The sequence below is a fragment of the Gordonia sihwensis genome (assembly GCF_029632925.1).
Classification (GTDB): Bacteria; Actinomycetota; Actinomycetes; order Mycobacteriales; family Mycobacteriaceae; genus Gordonia; species Gordonia sihwensis.
The window spans coordinates 3241278-3257115 of sequence record NZ_CP121248.1 but is presented as its reverse complement, the minus strand read 5'-3'; the positions used below and the strand labels follow the sequence as shown (position 1 = coordinate 3257115).

At 67.4% G+C, this 15838-nt stretch carries 15 protein-coding genes; 12 read left to right on the top strand and 3 right to left on the bottom strand.

The features are described from left to right. Nucleotides 1-67 precede the first annotated feature (67 nt). Nucleotides 68-1240 (bottom strand): CAF17-like 4Fe-4S cluster assembly/insertion protein YgfZ, encoded by a 1173-nt coding sequence (gene ygfZ, locus P5P27_RS15570; RefSeq protein ID WP_278124888.1) that lies wholly within the window; start codon nt 1238-1240, stop codon nt 68-70. A 29-nt stretch (nt 1241-1269) separates the two neighbouring features. Beyond that, complete coding sequence (locus P5P27_RS15565; protein WP_039867115.1) at nt 1270-2127, bottom strand: SDR family NAD(P)-dependent oxidoreductase; 858 nt, start codon at nt 2125-2127, stop codon at nt 1270-1272. A gap of 126 nt (nt 2128-2253) precedes the next feature. On the opposite strand from P5P27_RS15565, the gene P5P27_RS15560 reads away from it, so the two are divergent. From P5P27_RS15560 to cydC, 5 genes are all read left to right on the top strand, one after another. Next, nucleotides 2254-3108 (top strand): aminodeoxychorismate lyase, encoded by an 855-nt coding sequence (locus P5P27_RS15560; RefSeq protein WP_006895725.1) that lies wholly within the window; start codon nt 2254-2256, stop codon nt 3106-3108. Nucleotides 3109-3206: 98 nt separating this feature from the next. Further along, a complete protein-coding gene (locus P5P27_RS15555; RefSeq protein ID WP_006895724.1) occupies nt 3207-4766 on the top strand; it encodes a cytochrome ubiquinol oxidase subunit I in 1560 nt (519 codons plus the stop codon). A 12-nt stretch (nt 4767-4778) separates the two neighbouring features. Then, complete coding sequence (cydB, locus tag P5P27_RS15550) at nt 4779-5822, top strand: cytochrome d ubiquinol oxidase subunit II (protein WP_278124884.1); 1044 nt, start codon at nt 4779-4781, stop codon at nt 5820-5822. After that, nucleotides 5819-7546 (top strand): thiol reductant ABC exporter subunit CydD, encoded by a 1728-nt coding sequence (gene cydD / locus P5P27_RS15545; protein ID WP_278124882.1) that lies wholly within the window; start codon nt 5819-5821, stop codon nt 7544-7546. Before cydB ends, cydD begins: the two co-directional genes overlap by 4 nt. Further along, nucleotides 7536-9188, top strand: coding sequence for a thiol reductant ABC exporter subunit CydC (gene cydC, locus P5P27_RS15540; protein WP_278124881.1), 1653 nt, complete (start codon nt 7536-7538; stop codon nt 9186-9188). Before cydD ends, cydC begins: the two co-directional genes overlap by 11 nt. A 10-nt stretch (nt 9189-9198) precedes the next feature. Here the strand turns inward: cydC and P5P27_RS15535 are convergent, their stop codons facing one another. Continuing rightward, nucleotides 9199-9816: a heme-binding beta-barrel domain-containing protein gene (locus tag P5P27_RS15535; RefSeq protein WP_006895720.1), complete on the bottom strand. Its 618-nt coding sequence runs from the start codon at nt 9814-9816 to the stop codon at nt 9199-9201. A 322-nt stretch (nt 9817-10138) separates the two neighbouring features. Here P5P27_RS15535 and P5P27_RS15530 point away from each other — a divergent pair, with 322 nt between their 5' ends. The 7 genes from P5P27_RS15530 (at nt 10139) to P5P27_RS15500 (ending at nt 15838) form a co-directional block, all read left to right on the top strand. After that, complete coding sequence (locus P5P27_RS15530) at nt 10139-10834, top strand: 3-oxoacid CoA-transferase subunit A (protein ID WP_006895719.1); 696 nt, start codon at nt 10139-10141, stop codon at nt 10832-10834. Nucleotides 10835-10884: 50 nt separating this feature from the next. Beyond that, nucleotides 10885-11493, top strand: a complete 609-nt coding sequence (locus P5P27_RS15525; RefSeq protein ID WP_411815888.1) for a 3-oxoacid CoA-transferase subunit B — start codon at nt 10885-10887, stop codon at nt 11491-11493. A gap of 74 nt (nt 11494-11567) precedes the next feature. Then, nucleotides 11568-12476: a LysR substrate-binding domain-containing protein gene (locus tag P5P27_RS15520; protein WP_278124875.1), complete on the top strand. Its 909-nt coding sequence runs from the start codon at nt 11568-11570 to the stop codon at nt 12474-12476. A 116-nt stretch (nt 12477-12592) separates the two neighbouring features. Beyond that, nucleotides 12593-12985: a hypothetical protein gene (locus P5P27_RS15515; RefSeq protein ID WP_006895716.1), complete on the top strand. Its 393-nt coding sequence runs from the start codon at nt 12593-12595 to the stop codon at nt 12983-12985. A 28-nt stretch (nt 12986-13013) separates the two neighbouring features. Continuing rightward, on the top strand, nt 13014-13964 hold the full coding sequence (locus P5P27_RS15510) for a ferritin family protein (protein ID WP_278124874.1): 951 nt from the start codon (nt 13014-13016) through the stop codon (nt 13962-13964). Next, complete coding sequence (locus P5P27_RS15505; protein WP_045538357.1) at nt 13961-14245, top strand: MmoB/DmpM family protein; 285 nt, start codon at nt 13961-13963, stop codon at nt 14243-14245. The genes P5P27_RS15510 and P5P27_RS15505 overlap by 4 nt, the downstream gene beginning before the upstream one ends. A gap of 51 nt (nt 14246-14296) precedes the next feature. Beyond that, complete coding sequence (locus P5P27_RS15500; RefSeq protein WP_006895713.1) at nt 14297-15838, top strand: YHS domain-containing protein; 1542 nt, start codon at nt 14297-14299, stop codon at nt 15836-15838.

The following is a 15838-nucleotide window of genomic DNA, read 5'->3' as shown; positions in this document are numbered from 1 at the left end:
AAGTCTCATCGCCTGACCGTCGAACATCGAAAACGCTCGAACCAGCGGCTTCCCGTGGCCGCACGTGTCAGCCGCGGCCCCGCAGACGGTCGACGGCGGCGCGGCCGGGCGGCACTTGGTCGTCGGGCGTGTACAGCACGGGGTCGATGCGGGCGGTCGCGGAGGTGTCGGGCGAGGCGGCATCGCCGACGACGAGTTCGGCGTCGGCCGGAACGTTGCGCTTCACCAGCGCGAGCGCGATGGGACCGTTCTCGAAGTGATCGACGACGGTGCCGACCCGGCCCACGGTCCGGCCGCCGGCGCTGACCTGATCGCCCGTCGCCGGGCGGTACGCGGAGCTGCCGTCCAGATGCAGCAGCACCAGCCGCCGCGGCGGGCGTCCCAGGTTGGCGACGCGGGCGACCGTCTCCTGACCGCGGTAACAGCCTTTGTCCAGATGCACGGCGCCGGCCTCGTCGGGGCCGCCGATCCAGTCCACCTCATGCGGAATCGTCCGCTCGTCGGTGTCGATGTGCAGGCGCGGTCGCAGGGCGTTCACCCGCAGCGCTTCGTAGGCCCACATGCCGGCCGGCGCGGCGCCCGCCTCGGTCAGCAGTCGCCACCACTCTCGGAGATCGGGTTCGGGGACGATGAGATCGACCACAGGTGTCGAGCCGTTCTCGCCGATCCGCGGCATCACGCGCCAGAAGCCGAGCGGCTCGTCGTCGTGACGGAGCTCGGGCAGGTCGCCGGCCTGGTAACGCTCGGCGTCGGGCGGGAGCGCGATCGCCTCGGCGACCGGGCCGGTGAGGATGTCGGGACCCAGCAGGGTCAGCACCGCCATGTCGGGGCGCGCCGTCGGCGTCACCTTGGCCCAGAAGACCATTCTGGTCAGGAATTCGGTGAGCGCCTGACCTCGCGCGGCCTCGGTGTCGATCCATGTGGTCTCGTCGATGTCGGTGAGGACGAAGTGGTCCTCCACCCGTCCGTTGCCGTCGAGCGAGAGGTCCTCGGCACTGCGCCGATCGCCGAGCGCGGTCAGATGCTGCGAGGAGATGGTGTGCAGCCAGGTGAGCCGCTCCGGGCCCGACAGTTCGATCACGGCGCGATCGGAGCGGTCGACAATGGCCGCGCCGCGTGTCGCCGCCCGTTGCTCGCCCAGCGGGTCGCCGTAGTGCCAGGCCACGCCGGGACTCGGGTCTCCCTCCGGAGTGGGGACGGCACTGGGATGCGAATTGAGGATCGGCGACACGGAGGTCATGTCCCGAGTGTACGAGGCCGCCCGCTGGTTCAGTCGATGACGGCAGAGGAGAATTCGGGTGGGTCGCCGAGGAAGGGCCGATGCGACGGGGGAGTGCTGCCATCGACGTCGGTGATCCCGTACTCCTGCGCGAGCTCCGCAGCCACCAGCACCCGCCCCGAGTACTTCATCCGGTCCCGATCGCGGGACAGTGCGTCGATCACGCGTCCCGGGAACTCCACCGACTCGGCGGTCGCGACCAGCCCGTCGTAGAGGTCGGGCCGGGCACTGAAGGCGGCCATGTTCACCTCGGTCTTGAGCAGCCCCATCCACAGCGAGACGACGGCGACGTCGAAGGGCTTGAAGTCGACAGCCATGTCGTGCGCCATCTTGTCGACGGCGGCCTTCCCGGAACCGTAGGCCGGACCGTGCATGTAGCAGGTGCCGCCGAACGAGGAGGTGTTGACGACGAGCCCGCCGCCGGACTCGGTGAGGAGCGGCGCCGCGTAGTAGGTGGCGACATAGGTGGAGCGCAGGCCGACGCCGTGCAGGCTCAGGAGGTCGAGTCCCTTGGTCCAGAACGGTCCCTTGTCGGTGAGCCCGGCGGGCAGGGCGATGGCATTGTTGACCAGGACGTCGAGCCGTCCGTGGTCGTTGCCGATCCGGTCGAAGAGGGCTTGGACCCGAGTGTCGTCGTCGTGGTCGACGGCCACCGCGATTCCCGTCCCGCCGCGCTCATCGATCTCAGCCGCGGTCTGGGTGATGGTGCCCGGCAGACTGGTCTGCCCGGCGGCCGTGGTGCGTCCGGTCACGTAGACGGTGGTACCCGGCTGTGCGAGCGCGAGGGCGATTCCCTTGCCCGCTCCCCGGCTGGCGCCGGTGACGACGACGATCCGTTCATTGCTCATCTGTCGGTGGTACCCGGTGTCGGACGCATTCGCCAAGGGATTCTCCCGATGAGCGGAATGTCGGCACGCAGATTCCGGCGCGCGGAATTCAGCCGGCCGCACGCCGTTCCATGACATCGTTGTCGCATGCAAGTCGTCCTTGTGTCGCCTGAGGGCGAGGTCGCTGACCCGGATTCACCCGTCCTGCACGCGGACGATCTCGGAATCGTGCACGGCGACGGGCTCTTCGAGACCATGCTCGTGCGCGAAGGGCGAGTCTGCGGGCTCGACCGGCATCTCGCGCGGCTCACGGCGGCCGCGCCCGTCGCCGGCCTGCCCGCGCCGGATCCGGGGCGAATCGAGGCGATGGTGCGCACGGGCGTCCGCGAGTGGCGGTCGGTCCATGCCGGTGAGGGCATGCTGCGGCTGGTGTACACGCGTGGACGCGAACACGATCCGTCGGGTGATCCGACCCTGTACCTGACGATCGCGCCCGTCCCGGACCGCGTCGAGTCCGCTCGGCGGCACGGCGTCCGCGCGCTGACGCTGCCGACCGCGTATCAACCCGGGCTCGCCGCCACGTCGCCGTGGCTGCTCTCCGGGGTCAAGTCGCTCAGCTACGCCGCCAACATCGCGGCCCTGCGTCACGTCCGCGGACTGGGCGTCGACGACGCGATCTTCGTCTCGGCGTCGGGCACGGTGCTGGAGGGTCCGCGCAGCACGGTGGTCGCGGTGATCGACGGCGCACTCGTGACGCCGCCGCGCGACGACGGCGTGCTGCCCGGAACCACACAGGACGCACTGTTCGAACTCGCCGAGAGCGAAGGGATCGGGACGGACCAGCGGCCGTTGACCGTCACGGAGGTGTACTCCGCCGACGAGGTGTGGCTGCTGTCGTCGGTCACCCTCGCCGCGCGTGTGCGCGAACTGGACGGGCGGGCCTGCGGAGCCGGATCGGTGATCGACGTCGCTGATCTGGTGCACAGGTCAGCGGGGTCATAGGCCCAAAGGCCGTTGCCTGCATCACGCACGCTTTACAACTGAACAAGGGCTACTACCGTGTGTAGTAACGCCCATCCTCGGGACGAATTGAGGTCGCAGTGAGTGTTGTAGACATATCCAGATGGCAGTTCGGTATCACCACCGTCTACCACTTCATTCTGGTGCCGCTGACGATCGGCCTCGCGCCGCTCATCGCGATCATGCAGACGGTGTGGCACCGCACCGGCAACGAGCAGTGGCTCCGGGCCACCAAGTTCTTCGGCAAGATCTTCCTCATCAACTTCGCCCTCGGCGTCGCGACCGGCATCGTGCAGGAATTCCAGTTCGGCATGAACTGGAGCGAGTACAGCCGGTATGTGGCCGACGTCTTCGGCGCACCGCTCGCCCTCGAAGGGCTGATGGCCTTCTTCCTCGAGTCCACGTTCATCGGTCTGTGGATGTTCGGCTGGGGACGGCTCTCGCGCCGGCTCCATCTGGCGTGCATCTGGCTCGTCGCGATCGGTGTCAACGCCTCCGCCTACTTCATCATCGCGGCCAACTCGTGGATGCAGCACCCGGTCGGCGTCGAGTGGGATCCCGAACGCGGACGGCCCGCGATGAACAACTTCATCGCAGTGATCACCAACAACACCACGCTCGTCGCGTTCCCGCACGTCATCATGGGCGCCCTGCTGACGGCGTCGACGGTGGTCGCCGTGGTCGGTCTCTGGTGGATGGCGCGCAACACCTACCGCGCGTCGAAGATCGAGGAAGCCGCCAAGATCGGTGACGAGTCGATCATCCCGGCGACCACGTCGCCGAGCCAGGTCGGTGCGTCGCCGGAGAAGCTCCGCCACGACAACGCCACCCTGTGGAGACCGGTGAGCATCTTCGCACTCTGGGTGATCATCGGCTCGGGACTGGGATTGTTCATCACCGGCGACATGCAGGGCCAGCTCATGTTCAAACAGCAGCCGATGAAGATGGCCGCGGCCGAGTCGCTCTGCGAGACCGAGACCGGAGCGTCCTTCTCCGTGCTCAGCATCGGACGGCAGAACAACTGCGACAACATCGAGCACATCATCACCATTCCGAACATGCTGTCGTTCCTGTCCGACCACAGCTTCGACTCCGAGGTGAAGGGCGTCAACGAGCTGCAGAAGCAGTACCAGGAAGCGCTGAACATGCCGGGCCAGAACTTCGCGCCCAACCTGTTCGTCACGTACTGGAGCTTCCGCGCCATGATCACCTGGGCGCTCGGCTCAGTGGTCGTCGCCTTCGGCGGACTGTGGTTCCTGCGGAAGAAGCGCACGGAGGTTCCGAGGTGGTTCGGGCGTCTGGCGCTGTGGACGCTGCCGACTCCGTTCCTGGCGAATGCGTCCGGCTGGATCTTCACCGAGATGGGCAGGCAGCCGTGGGTGGTCGTCCCCAACTGGGCCGACGCCGACGGAGATCCGCTCAGGATCCACATGCTGGTGCAGGACGGTGTCTCGAACCACACACCGCCCATGGTGTGGGCCACGCTGATCGGGTTCACGCTGCTGTACGGCGCGCTCGGGGTGGTCTGGTTCTACCTCGAACGGCGCTACGTGATCGAAGGTCCCAGCGACAAGGACGCCGCAGCGCCCGACGTCGGCTCGGACGACGACGAATCCGCCGAACTCTCGTTCGCGTACTAAGAGGAGCATCCGATGAGTCTTGAGAACTTCTGGTTTCTGGTCATCGCGGTCCTGTTCACGATGTACTTCGTCCTCGAGGGCTTCGACTTCGGCGTCGGCATGCTGATGTCCTTCCTCGGACGACGCTCCGAGCCGGACGGCGACAAGCGCAGGCGAGTGCTGCTGAACACCATCGGACCGGTGTGGGACGGCAACGAGGTGTGGCTGCTCACCGGCGGCGGCGCGCTGTTCGCGGCCTTCGGCGGCTGGTACGCGACGATGTTCTCCGCGTTCTACCTGCCGCTCTTCCTGATCCTGATCGGCCTGATCGTGCGCGTGGTGGCCATCGAGTGGCGGGGCAAGATCAACGACCCGCGCTGGCGCTGGTGGTGCGACTTCGGCATCGGACTCGGATCGTGGATCCCGGCGATCCTGTGGGGCGTGGCATTCGCGAACGTGGTGCGCGGACTGCCGATCGACGCCGACCACCAGTACACGGGCGGCTTCTTCAACCTGCTGAACCCGTACGCGTTGCTCGGCGGCGCGACCACCCTGCTGGCCTTCCTCACTCACGGTGCGGTCTTCGTCGCGCTCAAGACCGCCGGGCAGATGCGTGACGATGCGCAGACCTTCGCGGCCCGGCTCGCCGTGCCGACCGCCGTGGTCGCAGCGGTGTTCCTGATCTGGACGCAGCTGGCGTACGGGCACGCCTGGACCTGGGCGATCGTCGTGGTGGCCGCTGTCGCGGCGGTGGGCATGGTGATCGCGACGGCCGCACGGCGCGAGGGCTGGGCGTTCGTCGCCACCTGCATCGCCATCGCCGGAACCGTGGCGATGCTCTTCGCGTCGCTGTTCCCCGCGGTCCTGCCGTCCACCACGGACGCCGCGTACGACCTGACGATCGCGAACACGTCGTCGAGCCACTACACGCTGGTCATCATGACGTGGGCCGCGGCGATCATGACACCGGTGGTCATCGCCTACCAGGCCTACAGCTACTGGGTCTTCCGCAAACGGCTGTCGGTGGACCAGATCCCGCCGTCGGTGGGCCTGCCGCTGCAGAGCTCCGGTAAGTGACCGAGCCCCGGACCACGTCTCGTCGCCGCCCGCCGCTCGACCCGCGACTGCTCCGCGCGTCGCGGTCGGCGCGGCGGTACGTCGTGGCCTCGGCGGCGTTCGCGATCGGCAACGTCGTCGCGGTGGTCGCCTCGGCCATCGCCCTGGCCGGCCTGCTGTCGGAGGTGATCACCGATCCGGCGGCGCGCGGGTTCGCTGCTCAGTCGGTGCACCTCACGGTGCTCGCGGTGGCACTGACCGCCCGCGGCGCGATGAGCTACTTCGGTGATCGGGTGAGCCGGCGCGCCGCTCACGCGACCATCGACGAACTGCGCGTCGCAGCGCTCGACACTCTCACCGATCCCGGGCAGACGAGTCCGCGGCGGTTGCTCGACGAGCGCGAGCACGCGCTGACGGTGGTGCTGCGCGGACTCGACCGGCTCTCCGACTACCTGTCGGGGTATCTGCCGGCCCTGCTGTCGACGGTCGTCATCACCCCGCTCATCGTGGTGGTGGAACTGTGGACCGACCCGATCTCCGGCGTCATCATCATCGTGACCCTGCCGCTCATCCCGGTGTTCATGGTGCTCATCGGACTGGTCACACGAGACCGCACCCGGCGGAAGCTGGCGGCGATGAGCCGGCAGAACGCACAGCTGGTGGACCTCATGACCGGATTGCCGACGCTGCGTGCGCTCGGTCGTGCACAGGGGCCGGCGGGGCAGGTCGCCGAGCTGGGGGAGCGTCTGCACCGCAGCACGATGGGTTCGCTGCGGATCGCCTTCCTCTCCGGGGCCGTCCTGGAACTTCTCGCCACTCTCAGCGTGGCCCTGGTCGCCGTCAGTATCGGATTGCGGCTCGTCTTCGGTGAGATGAGCCTGTACGCGGGAGTGCTCGCATTGGTGCTGGCGCCCGAGGCCTACCTGCCTCTGCGCCAGATCGGCGCGCAGTTCCACAACGCCGAGGACGGTGTCGCGGCGGCGGATGACGTTCTCGATCTCATCGAGTCCGGACGCGCTGCTTCGCGTGGAACAGCGCGCGCAGCCGCGAGCGGCGAGGCCGAGGCGAGCAGTCGGCCCGGTGAGGTCGGCGTCACGGTAGAACTCGATCGGCTCGGCATCCGCGGCCGCGACGGCTGGGCGCCGCGGGGCTTGTCGGCGACGGCGCGGCCCGGAGAACTCACCGTCTTCACCGGCCCCAACGGCGCGGGCAAGTCGACCGTGCTGGCCGCGGTGCTCGGACTTCACACGCCCGACGAGGGGCGGGTGCTGATAGCCGGTCGCGACCTCGCCTCGCTCGATCGGGACGCCCACTACGGTCGGCTGGTGTGGCTGCCGCAGCATCCGGTGATCGTCCCCGGAACCGTGGCCGAGAACCTGGATCTGTTCGGCGAGCTGCCGAAGGAAGCCGTCGCCGAAGCGATGCGCGCCTCGGCCTTCGACGAGGTCCTCGCCGATCTGCCCGACGGAATGGACTCGGTGCTCGGCTCCGGCGGCGCCGGACTGTCGGCGGGCCAGCGACAGCGACTGGCGCTGACCCGAACGCTGGCCTCACCCGCGCCGCTGCTGTTGCTCGACGAGCCGACGGCGCATCTCGACGAGGGCACCGCCGGCCGGGTGATCGCCGCACTCGTCGACCGCGCGAGAGCAGGCGACACGGTGATCGTCGTCTCGCATCAGAAAGGCGTTCTGTCGGCGGCCGACGCGGTGGTCGACTTCGCGAAGGAGCTCTCCGATGGCCGCTGACCGCTCGCGCGATCCGATGCTCGCCGCCCTCGCCTTCACCGGGATGCGCGGGCGCGTTCTGGTGATCCCGATCCTGCTCGGCGCCGCCGGAGCGCTCTCGGCGCTCGGGCTGGCGGCACTGTCCGCCTGGCTGATCACGCGCGCGTGGCAGATGCCACCGGTGCTCTACCTCTCTGTCGCGGTCACCGGGGTCCGGGCGCTCGGCATCTCACGCGGCGTGTTCCGCTACGTCGAACGGCTCGCCACGCACGACGTGGCACTGGCGGCGATGGCCGACGCACGCACACGGATGTACCGGGCGCTGGCGCAGGGCTCGCCGGGCTACACCGTCGGCCTCCGGCAGTCGGAGCTGATGGCGCGTACCGCCGACGACGTCGATGAGATCGGCAGTGCGGTGATCCGCGGGCTCGTCCCGATGGCGGTCGGGGCGGTGACATCGGTGTCGGCCGTGGCGATCATGGCCTTCGTCTCGATTCCCGCCGCGATCGTGCTCGCGGTCGCATTGCTGGTGAGCGGTGTGCTCGCGCCTTGGCTGGCCGCGCGCGGGGCGGCCGATAAAGTCGCTGCCGCGGCGCGCGCCCGCGACGATGTGGTCGAAGCCACGTCGTCACTGCTGTGGCACGGCCCGGAACTGGCGGTCGCGGGGGTGCGCCGATCCGTGCTGGGGACGGTCGCCGCAGCCGATCGCCGTGCCGCGGACGCCGAGAACGCCGGTATGCGCCGGCAGGCGGCGGCCCAGGCGGTGACGCCGATCTCGATGGGCGTGAGCGTGGTCGCTGCGGCGATCATCTCGGTGCAGCTGGCGTCCGGGCTTCCCGGATCGCTGGCCGACGTCGCGTCGGGCACGGGTGTGACGCCGATGGTCTTCGGCATCCTGTTGCTTCTGCCGTTGTCGTCGTTCGAGACGACCGCACCGCTCACCGAAGCCGGCATGGCGTGGGAGAGCGGCCGCCAGGCCGCTCGGCGGGTGCTGGCACTCGTCGACGGGGCATCCGACGGTGACCGCGAGGCCGCCGACCCGGTCGTCGACCCGCGTCCGGTGACTCTGGCCGCGGAGTCACTGCAGTGGGGATGGACCACCCCGCTGGGGGAGACGGACGACTTCCGCGTGGGCCCCGGGGAGCGTCGGGTGGTCGTCGGACCGAGCGGTGTCGGCAAGTCGACGCTGCTGATGACCTTGGCGGGGCTGCTCCCGCCGCTGTCCGGGACGGTGAGCGCCGGCCCCGGGGAACTACGCGAGCACGTCTGCTACTTCGCCGACGACGCGCACGTCTTCTCCACCACCGTCCGGGAGAACCTCCATGTGGCACGCGGCGACGTCTCCGACGACGAGATGCGCGCAGCGCTCGAGAGGGTGGGGCTGGGTGAGTGGCTCGGCGGTCTGCCAGACGGGTTGGGAGAGAAGCTGACCGGTGGGGGCGGAGCGTTGTCGGGCGGTCAGCGGCGCCGACTGCTGCTGGCGCGGGCCCTGCTGCACCCGGCTCCGGTGGTGCTGCTCGACGAACCGACCGAACACCTGGATGCGGGCGATGCGGAGCGACTGCTGTCGCTCATCTGCGGTGATCTCTTCGGCGAGCGCGCCGTGGTGGTGGTGACGCACCAGGACGTGTCACGGATCGACGTGCCGGTGGTGCGGTTGTGAGACCCGAGGGTCAGCCGACGACGCGGCGGAGCTTCGCGGACAGTCGCGGCGTCAGTTCGCCCTCGGCGTCGACGCGCTCCTCCACGTAGGCGAGGTCGCCGTCGGGGACCAACCCGAACAAGCGCTTCGCTCCGCCGGTGTGCGACCCGGTCTCGGAGCGGATGGTGACGTCGGTGGTGAGATTCCACGACGTCTGAGTGAGCGGACGGCCGTAGTAGAGCTCGATGGAGCCCTCGGCATGGGTCAGCAGCAATTCGATCTCGTCGTCCTCGCTGATCCGCCAGAAGCCGGACTCCCGGAGGTCGGGCCGCACGTACGCGCCGTCGTCGTCGATGACCCAGGATCGGGCCTGCCAGACGAGGTAATTGCCGCCGTCGTGCGAGACGATGATCTGCTGACCGAACTGATAGTCGTCGCCGGTCACCGGATCGTGCCCTTCGCCCTGTCCCTCCCAGACACCGACCATCGGCAGGAGAGCGAGCAGGCCGGAATGGAGATCGGGACCCTCGCGGAGGTTGGCGGTGTCCGGAGGAACGGGCAGATCGCCGACCGGCGTCAGGTTCTTACCTGCGGTCTGCTGAGCGCGTTGCTCGGCGTCGGAGATCGCTTCGTTCCCGGAGCGCGTCATGACTCGTCGTTGACCAGTCGGTAGACGGTGTACAGCGCGAACCAGATGATCAGCAGCGAGGCCAATCCGAGCAGGATTTCAAAGAAGAGGACCACGCTGCCGATAGTACCGCGCGCCGGTGGCGTCACCGAAACGAGTCGTCCGACTGCTTCCTAGATCACAGTGGTCGCCACGCTCGCCGAATAGTGAAATCCATCAGGTATCAATAGTGCCTCAATGAGTAATTGCCAGTCTGAATCGGGAGGCATAGCGTCGTAGGGGTAGCACTCGGACCGCCGGAACGGAACGCGTCCCGACGGCCGACCGACCGAGGAGGGCACCAGTGAGCGCCACCGTCTTCTGCGGAGACGTCGACGAAGCCGTGGCCGGCATCGCCGACGGGTCCACCGTTCTGATCGGCGGATTCGGACTGGCGGGTATGCCGTTCGATCTGATCGACGCGCTGATCCGGCAGGGGGCCACAGACTTGACGGTGGTGAGCAACAATGCGGGCAACGGCGACCACGGACTCGCCGCGCTGCTCGCGGCCGGCCGGGTCAGGAAGATCCTCTGTTCCTTTCCCCGGCAGTCGGACTCCTGGGTCTTCGACCGCCTGTACCGCGCGGGCGAGATCGAGCTCGAAGTGGTGCCGCAGGGCAACCTCGCCGAACGGATGCGGGCGGCCGGTGCGGGTATCGGTGCGTTCTACTGCCCGACGGCGGTCGGCACTCCGATCGCCGAGGGCCGGGAGACCCGCGAGATCGACGGTCGGACGTATCTGCTGGAGTACCCGATCAAGGGCGACGTCGCTCTGATCGGCGCGCACCGCAGCGACCGCGCGGGCAACCTCGTCTACCGGAAGACCGCACGCAACTTCGGGCCGGTCATGGCCGCGGCCGCCGCGACCACCGTCGTCCAGGTGGACGAGGTGGTGCCGGTCGGCGGCATCGATCCGGAAACCGTCGTGACGCCCGGCATCTACGTCGACCGGGTGGTCGCGACTCCCACTCGCCGATTCGCCGTGGAGGGCGCACGATGACCGATCGACTGATTCACGCTTCCGGGGCGCTTCGGATGGCCGACGCGCCGATGACGAAGGAGCGTCTCGCCGCGCGTATCGCCGCCGACATCCCGGCCGGCTCCTACGTCAACCTCGGCATCGGTCAGCCGACCCAGATCGCCGACCATCTCGACCCCGGCGCCGGAATCACCCTGCACACCGAGAACGGGATGCTCGGGATGGGGCCGCAGGCGACGGGTGACGATGTGGACCTCGACCTCACCAACGCGGGCAAAGTACCCGTCACGGAGTTGCCGGGCGCCTCGTACTTCCACCACGCCGACTCGTTCGCGATGATGCGGGGCGGTCACCTCGACGTATGCGTCATGGGCGCCTTTCAGGTCTCCTTCGGCGGCGACCTGGCGAACTGGAGCACCGCTGCGCCGGACGCGATCCCGGCGGTCGGCGGAGCGATGGACCTCGCGATCGGCGCCAAGCAGGTGTTCGTGATGATGACTCTGTTCGCCCGCAACGGTGATCCGAAGATCGTGCCGCAGTGCACGTACCCGCTGACCGGACTGTCGTGCGTCGATCGCGTCTACACCCCGGAGGCCATCATCGACGTCGGGGACGACGGCGCACAGATCGTCGAGACCTACGGTGTCGATCCCGTGGAGCTGCTGGACCGGTTGACGTAGCTCTCGTCGGAGAGTGCTCGGCGAGCGAGGATCGCCGTCTACAGTCGATTCGACCGGAACGGATCGGTGGTCTCTTGGAACTCAGGCATCTGCGGTATTACGTCGCTGTCGCGGAGGAATGCCATTTCGGCCGTGCGGCGCAGCGGCTTCACATTGCGCAACCGCCGCTCTCGCAACAGATCAAACAGTTGGAAGCCGACCTGGGCGTGGTCCTGCTGAATCGCTCGACGCGCAAGGTGGAACTCACCGAAGCGGGGCGCCGCTACCTCGATCGAGCCAAGGAGATCCTCGCCTCGGTCGACGCTGCGGCGCAGGAGGCGAACCGAGTCGCGGTGGGCGAAGTGGGCCGCGTCGCCATCGGTTTCACCGGTTCGGCCACCTACCACATGCTCCCCGCCATCGCGCGCACGCTGCGGGTCGAGCTTCCCGACATCGAACTCGACCTCCAGGGCGAGATGCTCACGCCCCGGCAGGCGGCGGCGCTGCACGACGGCACGATCGATCTCGGCTTCCTCCGACCGCCGGTGCACGACCGCTTGCTGCGATACGAGGTAGTCACCACCGAGCCGATGATCGCGGTGATTCCACGCGCGCATCGGCTTGCCGAAGAGGATTCGATCGAGATCGCCGATCTCGCCGACGAGGTCTTCGTGACCTACGCGGGTTTCAGCCGGTCGGTGGTCTTCGAAGTAGTGGTCGACGCCTGCCAGCGGGCGGGTTTCACACCGACGATCCGGCACGAGGTCGGTGAGACCGCGGCTCTGGTGTCGTTCGTCGCTGCCGGCCTCGGCGTTGCGCTGGTTCCGCAGTCGGTGCAGCACATGCAGATAACCGGTGCGGTGTACGTCCCGCTGCACGGAGAGGTGCCGACCGTCGAACTCGCGATGGCGATGCGATCGGAGCCGCCGTCGCCGCACCTCGAGCGGGTGCTCACGTGTCTGCGCGAGGCATTGCCGCAGATCGGGGCGGGAACACTCAGCTAAGACTGGGTAGGTCTTAATGGGGCCATTTCTGATACTTCACACGTCCTCAAGTGTGTGTGACGCTCATCTCAACGCATAAGTGTCTATGCGGTACGACATACGGCGGAGGAGATGGCGTGACCCCATTCATGCACCAGGTGCAGGACCTGCTGAACGGACAGGACTGCGCGGCACCACATACCGTGCCCAGCGAAGAGGTGACCGTCGCCGAAGCGGCGGACACCCAGGTGATCATCCGATCGCTCGCCGAACAGTTGGTGAGTGAGGCGAACGCGATCCTCTCGGGCAGTCGCGAGTGCGACGGGGTCATCTCTCTCGTCGACCAAACAGGACCCGGCGCCCTCGCCTTCACGCTGGGCTACGCCGATCGCAGCGCCCGGATCGAAACCGTGGTCTCAGGCCACACCGCGACGGCCCAGCTCGTCGTCGGCGGTGTCTCGCAATCGCGGCGACTCGCCGGTGAGGACGAGGTGGCCGCTCTGGTTCTCGACCTCATCGCGGGCAACTGATCCCTCCATTCCCAGCCAGGAGACATCGATGCAATTCGAACTTCGTTACCAGACCATCGAACCGAAACGACAGACGTACCAGAACATCATCGAGCGCTTCGGCGACGAGCCGGCCACGCGCTATCAGGAGGCCACGCTCGATATCGAGCCCCGAGAGAACTTCCATTACCGCCCCACGTGGACGCCCGACCACGAGTTGTACGACGCAGGGTACTCCGCGCTGAAGCTCACCGATCCTTACGCGTTCGCCGACCCTCGGCAGTTCTACTACACCCCGTACGTCACCAACCGAGCCGCTCTGCATGACGAGTTCGGCAAGACCCTGGCCTACCTGGAGAACCGCGGCCTGCTCGCGAAGCTCCCCGGAGGCTGGGCGAAGGTGCTGTCTGAAGTGGTGGTGCCGCTGCGCCACTACGAGGCCGGCGCCCAGTTGGTCAGCGTCGCGGGCTCTCGCTTCGCGTACGGCACGTCGCTGTCGCAGTGCGCGAGCTTCGCTGCGTTCGACCGTATCGGCAACGCGCAGATGCTCTCGCGTGCGGGTATCGCTGCGGGCGGTGGTACCGCGGAGGTCCTGAAGGGAGCCAAGCAGACCTGGATGACGGCCGACCACCTGCAGCCGCTGCGGCGTCTGGTCGAGGAGATCATGGTCGTCGACGACTGGGCCGAGGGCCTGCTCGCGATCGACGCCGTCGACAGGGCGCTGTATCCGGCCGTCTACAGCGGACTCGACGATCGCGCGCTGCTCGGTGGAGCGGGAGCCTACAGCCTGTTCGCGCAGTACCTGACGACCTGGTTCGCCGACCAGCGCAAGTGGCTCGACGCGCTGATCAAGTGCTGGCGTGTGGATCCCGAGCACGGAGACGACAACGTCGCGGTCCTCGATCGGATCGAGGAACGGTGGGGTGCACGCGCGGCCGAGGCGGTGGGAGCGCTCACCGAGGTCGTCGACGGCGCCGTCGGAGCGGAGGTTCCGGAATGACCGCCGCAGTCCGCCCGGTCGGTGTCGACCTGCAGGAGTCGGAGGAGAACCGCGCACTGGTGGCCGCCATTCGTGCCGACAATCCGGAGGTGTCCGTCCGGCACCTTCCCGGGCTGGTCAAGTTGTCGGCGCCCGGCCGGATAGTAATCAACCGCGAATCGGTGGAGGCCCAGTTGGGGCGCGAGTGGGAGACCGGTGAGTTCCAACTCGCCATCGTCACCTACACCGGCAACTTCGCCGAATGGGACGACGACCAGATCGTCGTCGCCTGGCAACACTGAACCGGATCCGCTGTCCCCGCATTCTGAGAATTCACCAGGAGATCACTTCACATGACCACCGCCAAAGCTCCGAACCGCCCCAAGAAGCTCCCGCTCAAACAGCGGTATTCGCTGCTCACCCGCGACCTCGACTGGGAGCCGTCGTACGTCGATCGCGAGGACCTCTACCCGTACACGCGATACGAGGGCATCAAGATCCACGACTGGGACGGCTGGGAGGACCCGTTCCGCCTGACCGTCGACGCGTACTACAAGTACCAGGCCGAGAAGGACAAGCGCCTGTACGCGGTGCTCGACGGTTTCGCGCAGAGCCAGGGACATCTCACCGTCTCCGATGCCTCGTACCTGAACGCCATCAAACTGTTCATTCAGGGCGTGACGCCGCTGGAGTACCAGGCGCATCGCCACTTCGCGTACCTCGCCCGCTATCTCGAGGGCCCCGCACCGCGATTCGCGGCGCTGTGCCAGAGCGTCGACGAACTGCGTCACTGCCAGACGCAGGTCCACACGATCAGCAATTACAACAAGTACTACTCGGGCTTTCACTCGTGGTCGCAGATGCACGATCGGGTCTGGTATCTGTCGGTGCCGAAGTCGCTGTTCGACGACGCGATGACGGCGGGGCCCTTCGAGTTCCTGATCTCCATCTCGTTCAGCTTCGAGTACCTGCTCACCAACCTGCTGTTCGTGCCGTTCATGTCGGGGGCGAGCTTCAACGGCGACATGCCGACCATGTCGTTCGGCTTCTCCGCGCAATCCGACGAGAGCCGCCACATGACGCTCGGCCTCGAGGCCATCAAGTTCCTGCTGGAGCAGGACGAGGACAACGTCCCGATCATCCAGGAATGGATCGATAAGTGGTTCTGGCGGGCATACCGGATGTCGGCTCTGGTCGCCGGAATGATGGACTACATGCTTCCGAAACCGGTGATGAGCTGGAAGGAGGCGTTCGAACTCTACTTCGAGGAGCAGATGCTCGGTGGCCTGTTCCCCGATCTGGAGTTCTACGGCATCCGCCCGCCGCGCCACGTGCAGGACGCGATCGCGGAGAAGGACAAGCTCTCGCACGAGGTCTACAAGATCCTGCACAACTTCTCTTTCGCGGCCTCGTTCACCACGCAGATCCCCACGCCCGATCACATGAACTGGCTGTCGGAGCAGTACGGCGAGACCTTCGACACCCACTACGGGCCGAACTGGGAGAAGCACCGCCGAGTGGAGGAAGCCGGCGGACGGGTCTTCTTCCAGGGGCTTCCTCAGCTGTGTCAGGTATGCCAGGTGCCGATGGCGTTCACCGAGCCCGGCGACCCGACGACCATCTCGTTCCGGCGCAGTGACTACGAGGGGGAGACCTACCACACGTGCAGCGACGGATGTCAGTGGATCTTCGAACGCGAACCGGAGAAGTACGTGCAGGCGTGGCTGCCGGTGCATCAGATCTACCAGGGCAACTGCGGTGGACCGACGGTGCCGGAGGTTCTCGAGTGGTACGGCATCCAGGACGGAGACAACGGCGAGTACAAGGATTCGCGCGACCATCGATCGTGGCGCGAATGGCACCAGGACGGCCGGTCCGAGAAGCAGGAGGCATGA

What these genes read in the sequence shown, in the direction of transcription:
- cydC (WP_278124881.1), top strand. Translation starts at nt 7,536, where the DNA reads ATGGCCGCTGACCGCTCGCGCGATCCGATGCTCGCCGCCCTCGCCTTC.
- P5P27_RS15505 (WP_045538357.1), top strand. Translation starts at nt 13,961, where the DNA reads ATGACCGCCGCAGTCCGCCCGGTCGGTGTCGACCTGCAGGAGTCGGAG.
- cydB (WP_278124884.1), top strand. Translation starts at nt 4,779, where the DNA reads ATGAGTCTTGAGAACTTCTGGTTTCTGGTCATCGCGGTCCTGTTCACG.
- P5P27_RS15560 (WP_006895725.1), top strand. Translation starts at nt 2,254, where the DNA reads ATGCAAGTCGTCCTTGTGTCGCCTGAGGGCGAGGTCGCTGACCCGGAT.
- P5P27_RS15525 (WP_411815888.1), top strand. Translation starts at nt 10,885, where the DNA reads ATGACGAAGGAGCGTCTCGCCGCGCGTATCGCCGCCGACATCCCGGCC.
- P5P27_RS15535 (WP_006895720.1), bottom strand. Translation starts at nt 9,816, where the DNA reads ATGACGCGCTCCGGGAACGAAGCGATCTCCGACGCCGAGCAACGCGCT.
- P5P27_RS15565 (WP_039867115.1), bottom strand. Translation starts at nt 2,127, where the DNA reads ATGAGCAATGAACGGATCGTCGTCGTCACCGGCGCCAGCCGGGGAGCG.
- P5P27_RS15510 (WP_278124874.1), top strand. Translation starts at nt 13,014, where the DNA reads ATGCAATTCGAACTTCGTTACCAGACCATCGAACCGAAACGACAGACG.
- ygfZ (WP_278124888.1), bottom strand. Translation starts at nt 1,240, where the DNA reads ATGACCTCCGTGTCGCCGATCCTCAATTCGCATCCCAGTGCCGTCCCC.
- P5P27_RS15500 (WP_006895713.1), top strand. Translation starts at nt 14,297, where the DNA reads ATGACCACCGCCAAAGCTCCGAACCGCCCCAAGAAGCTCCCGCTCAAA.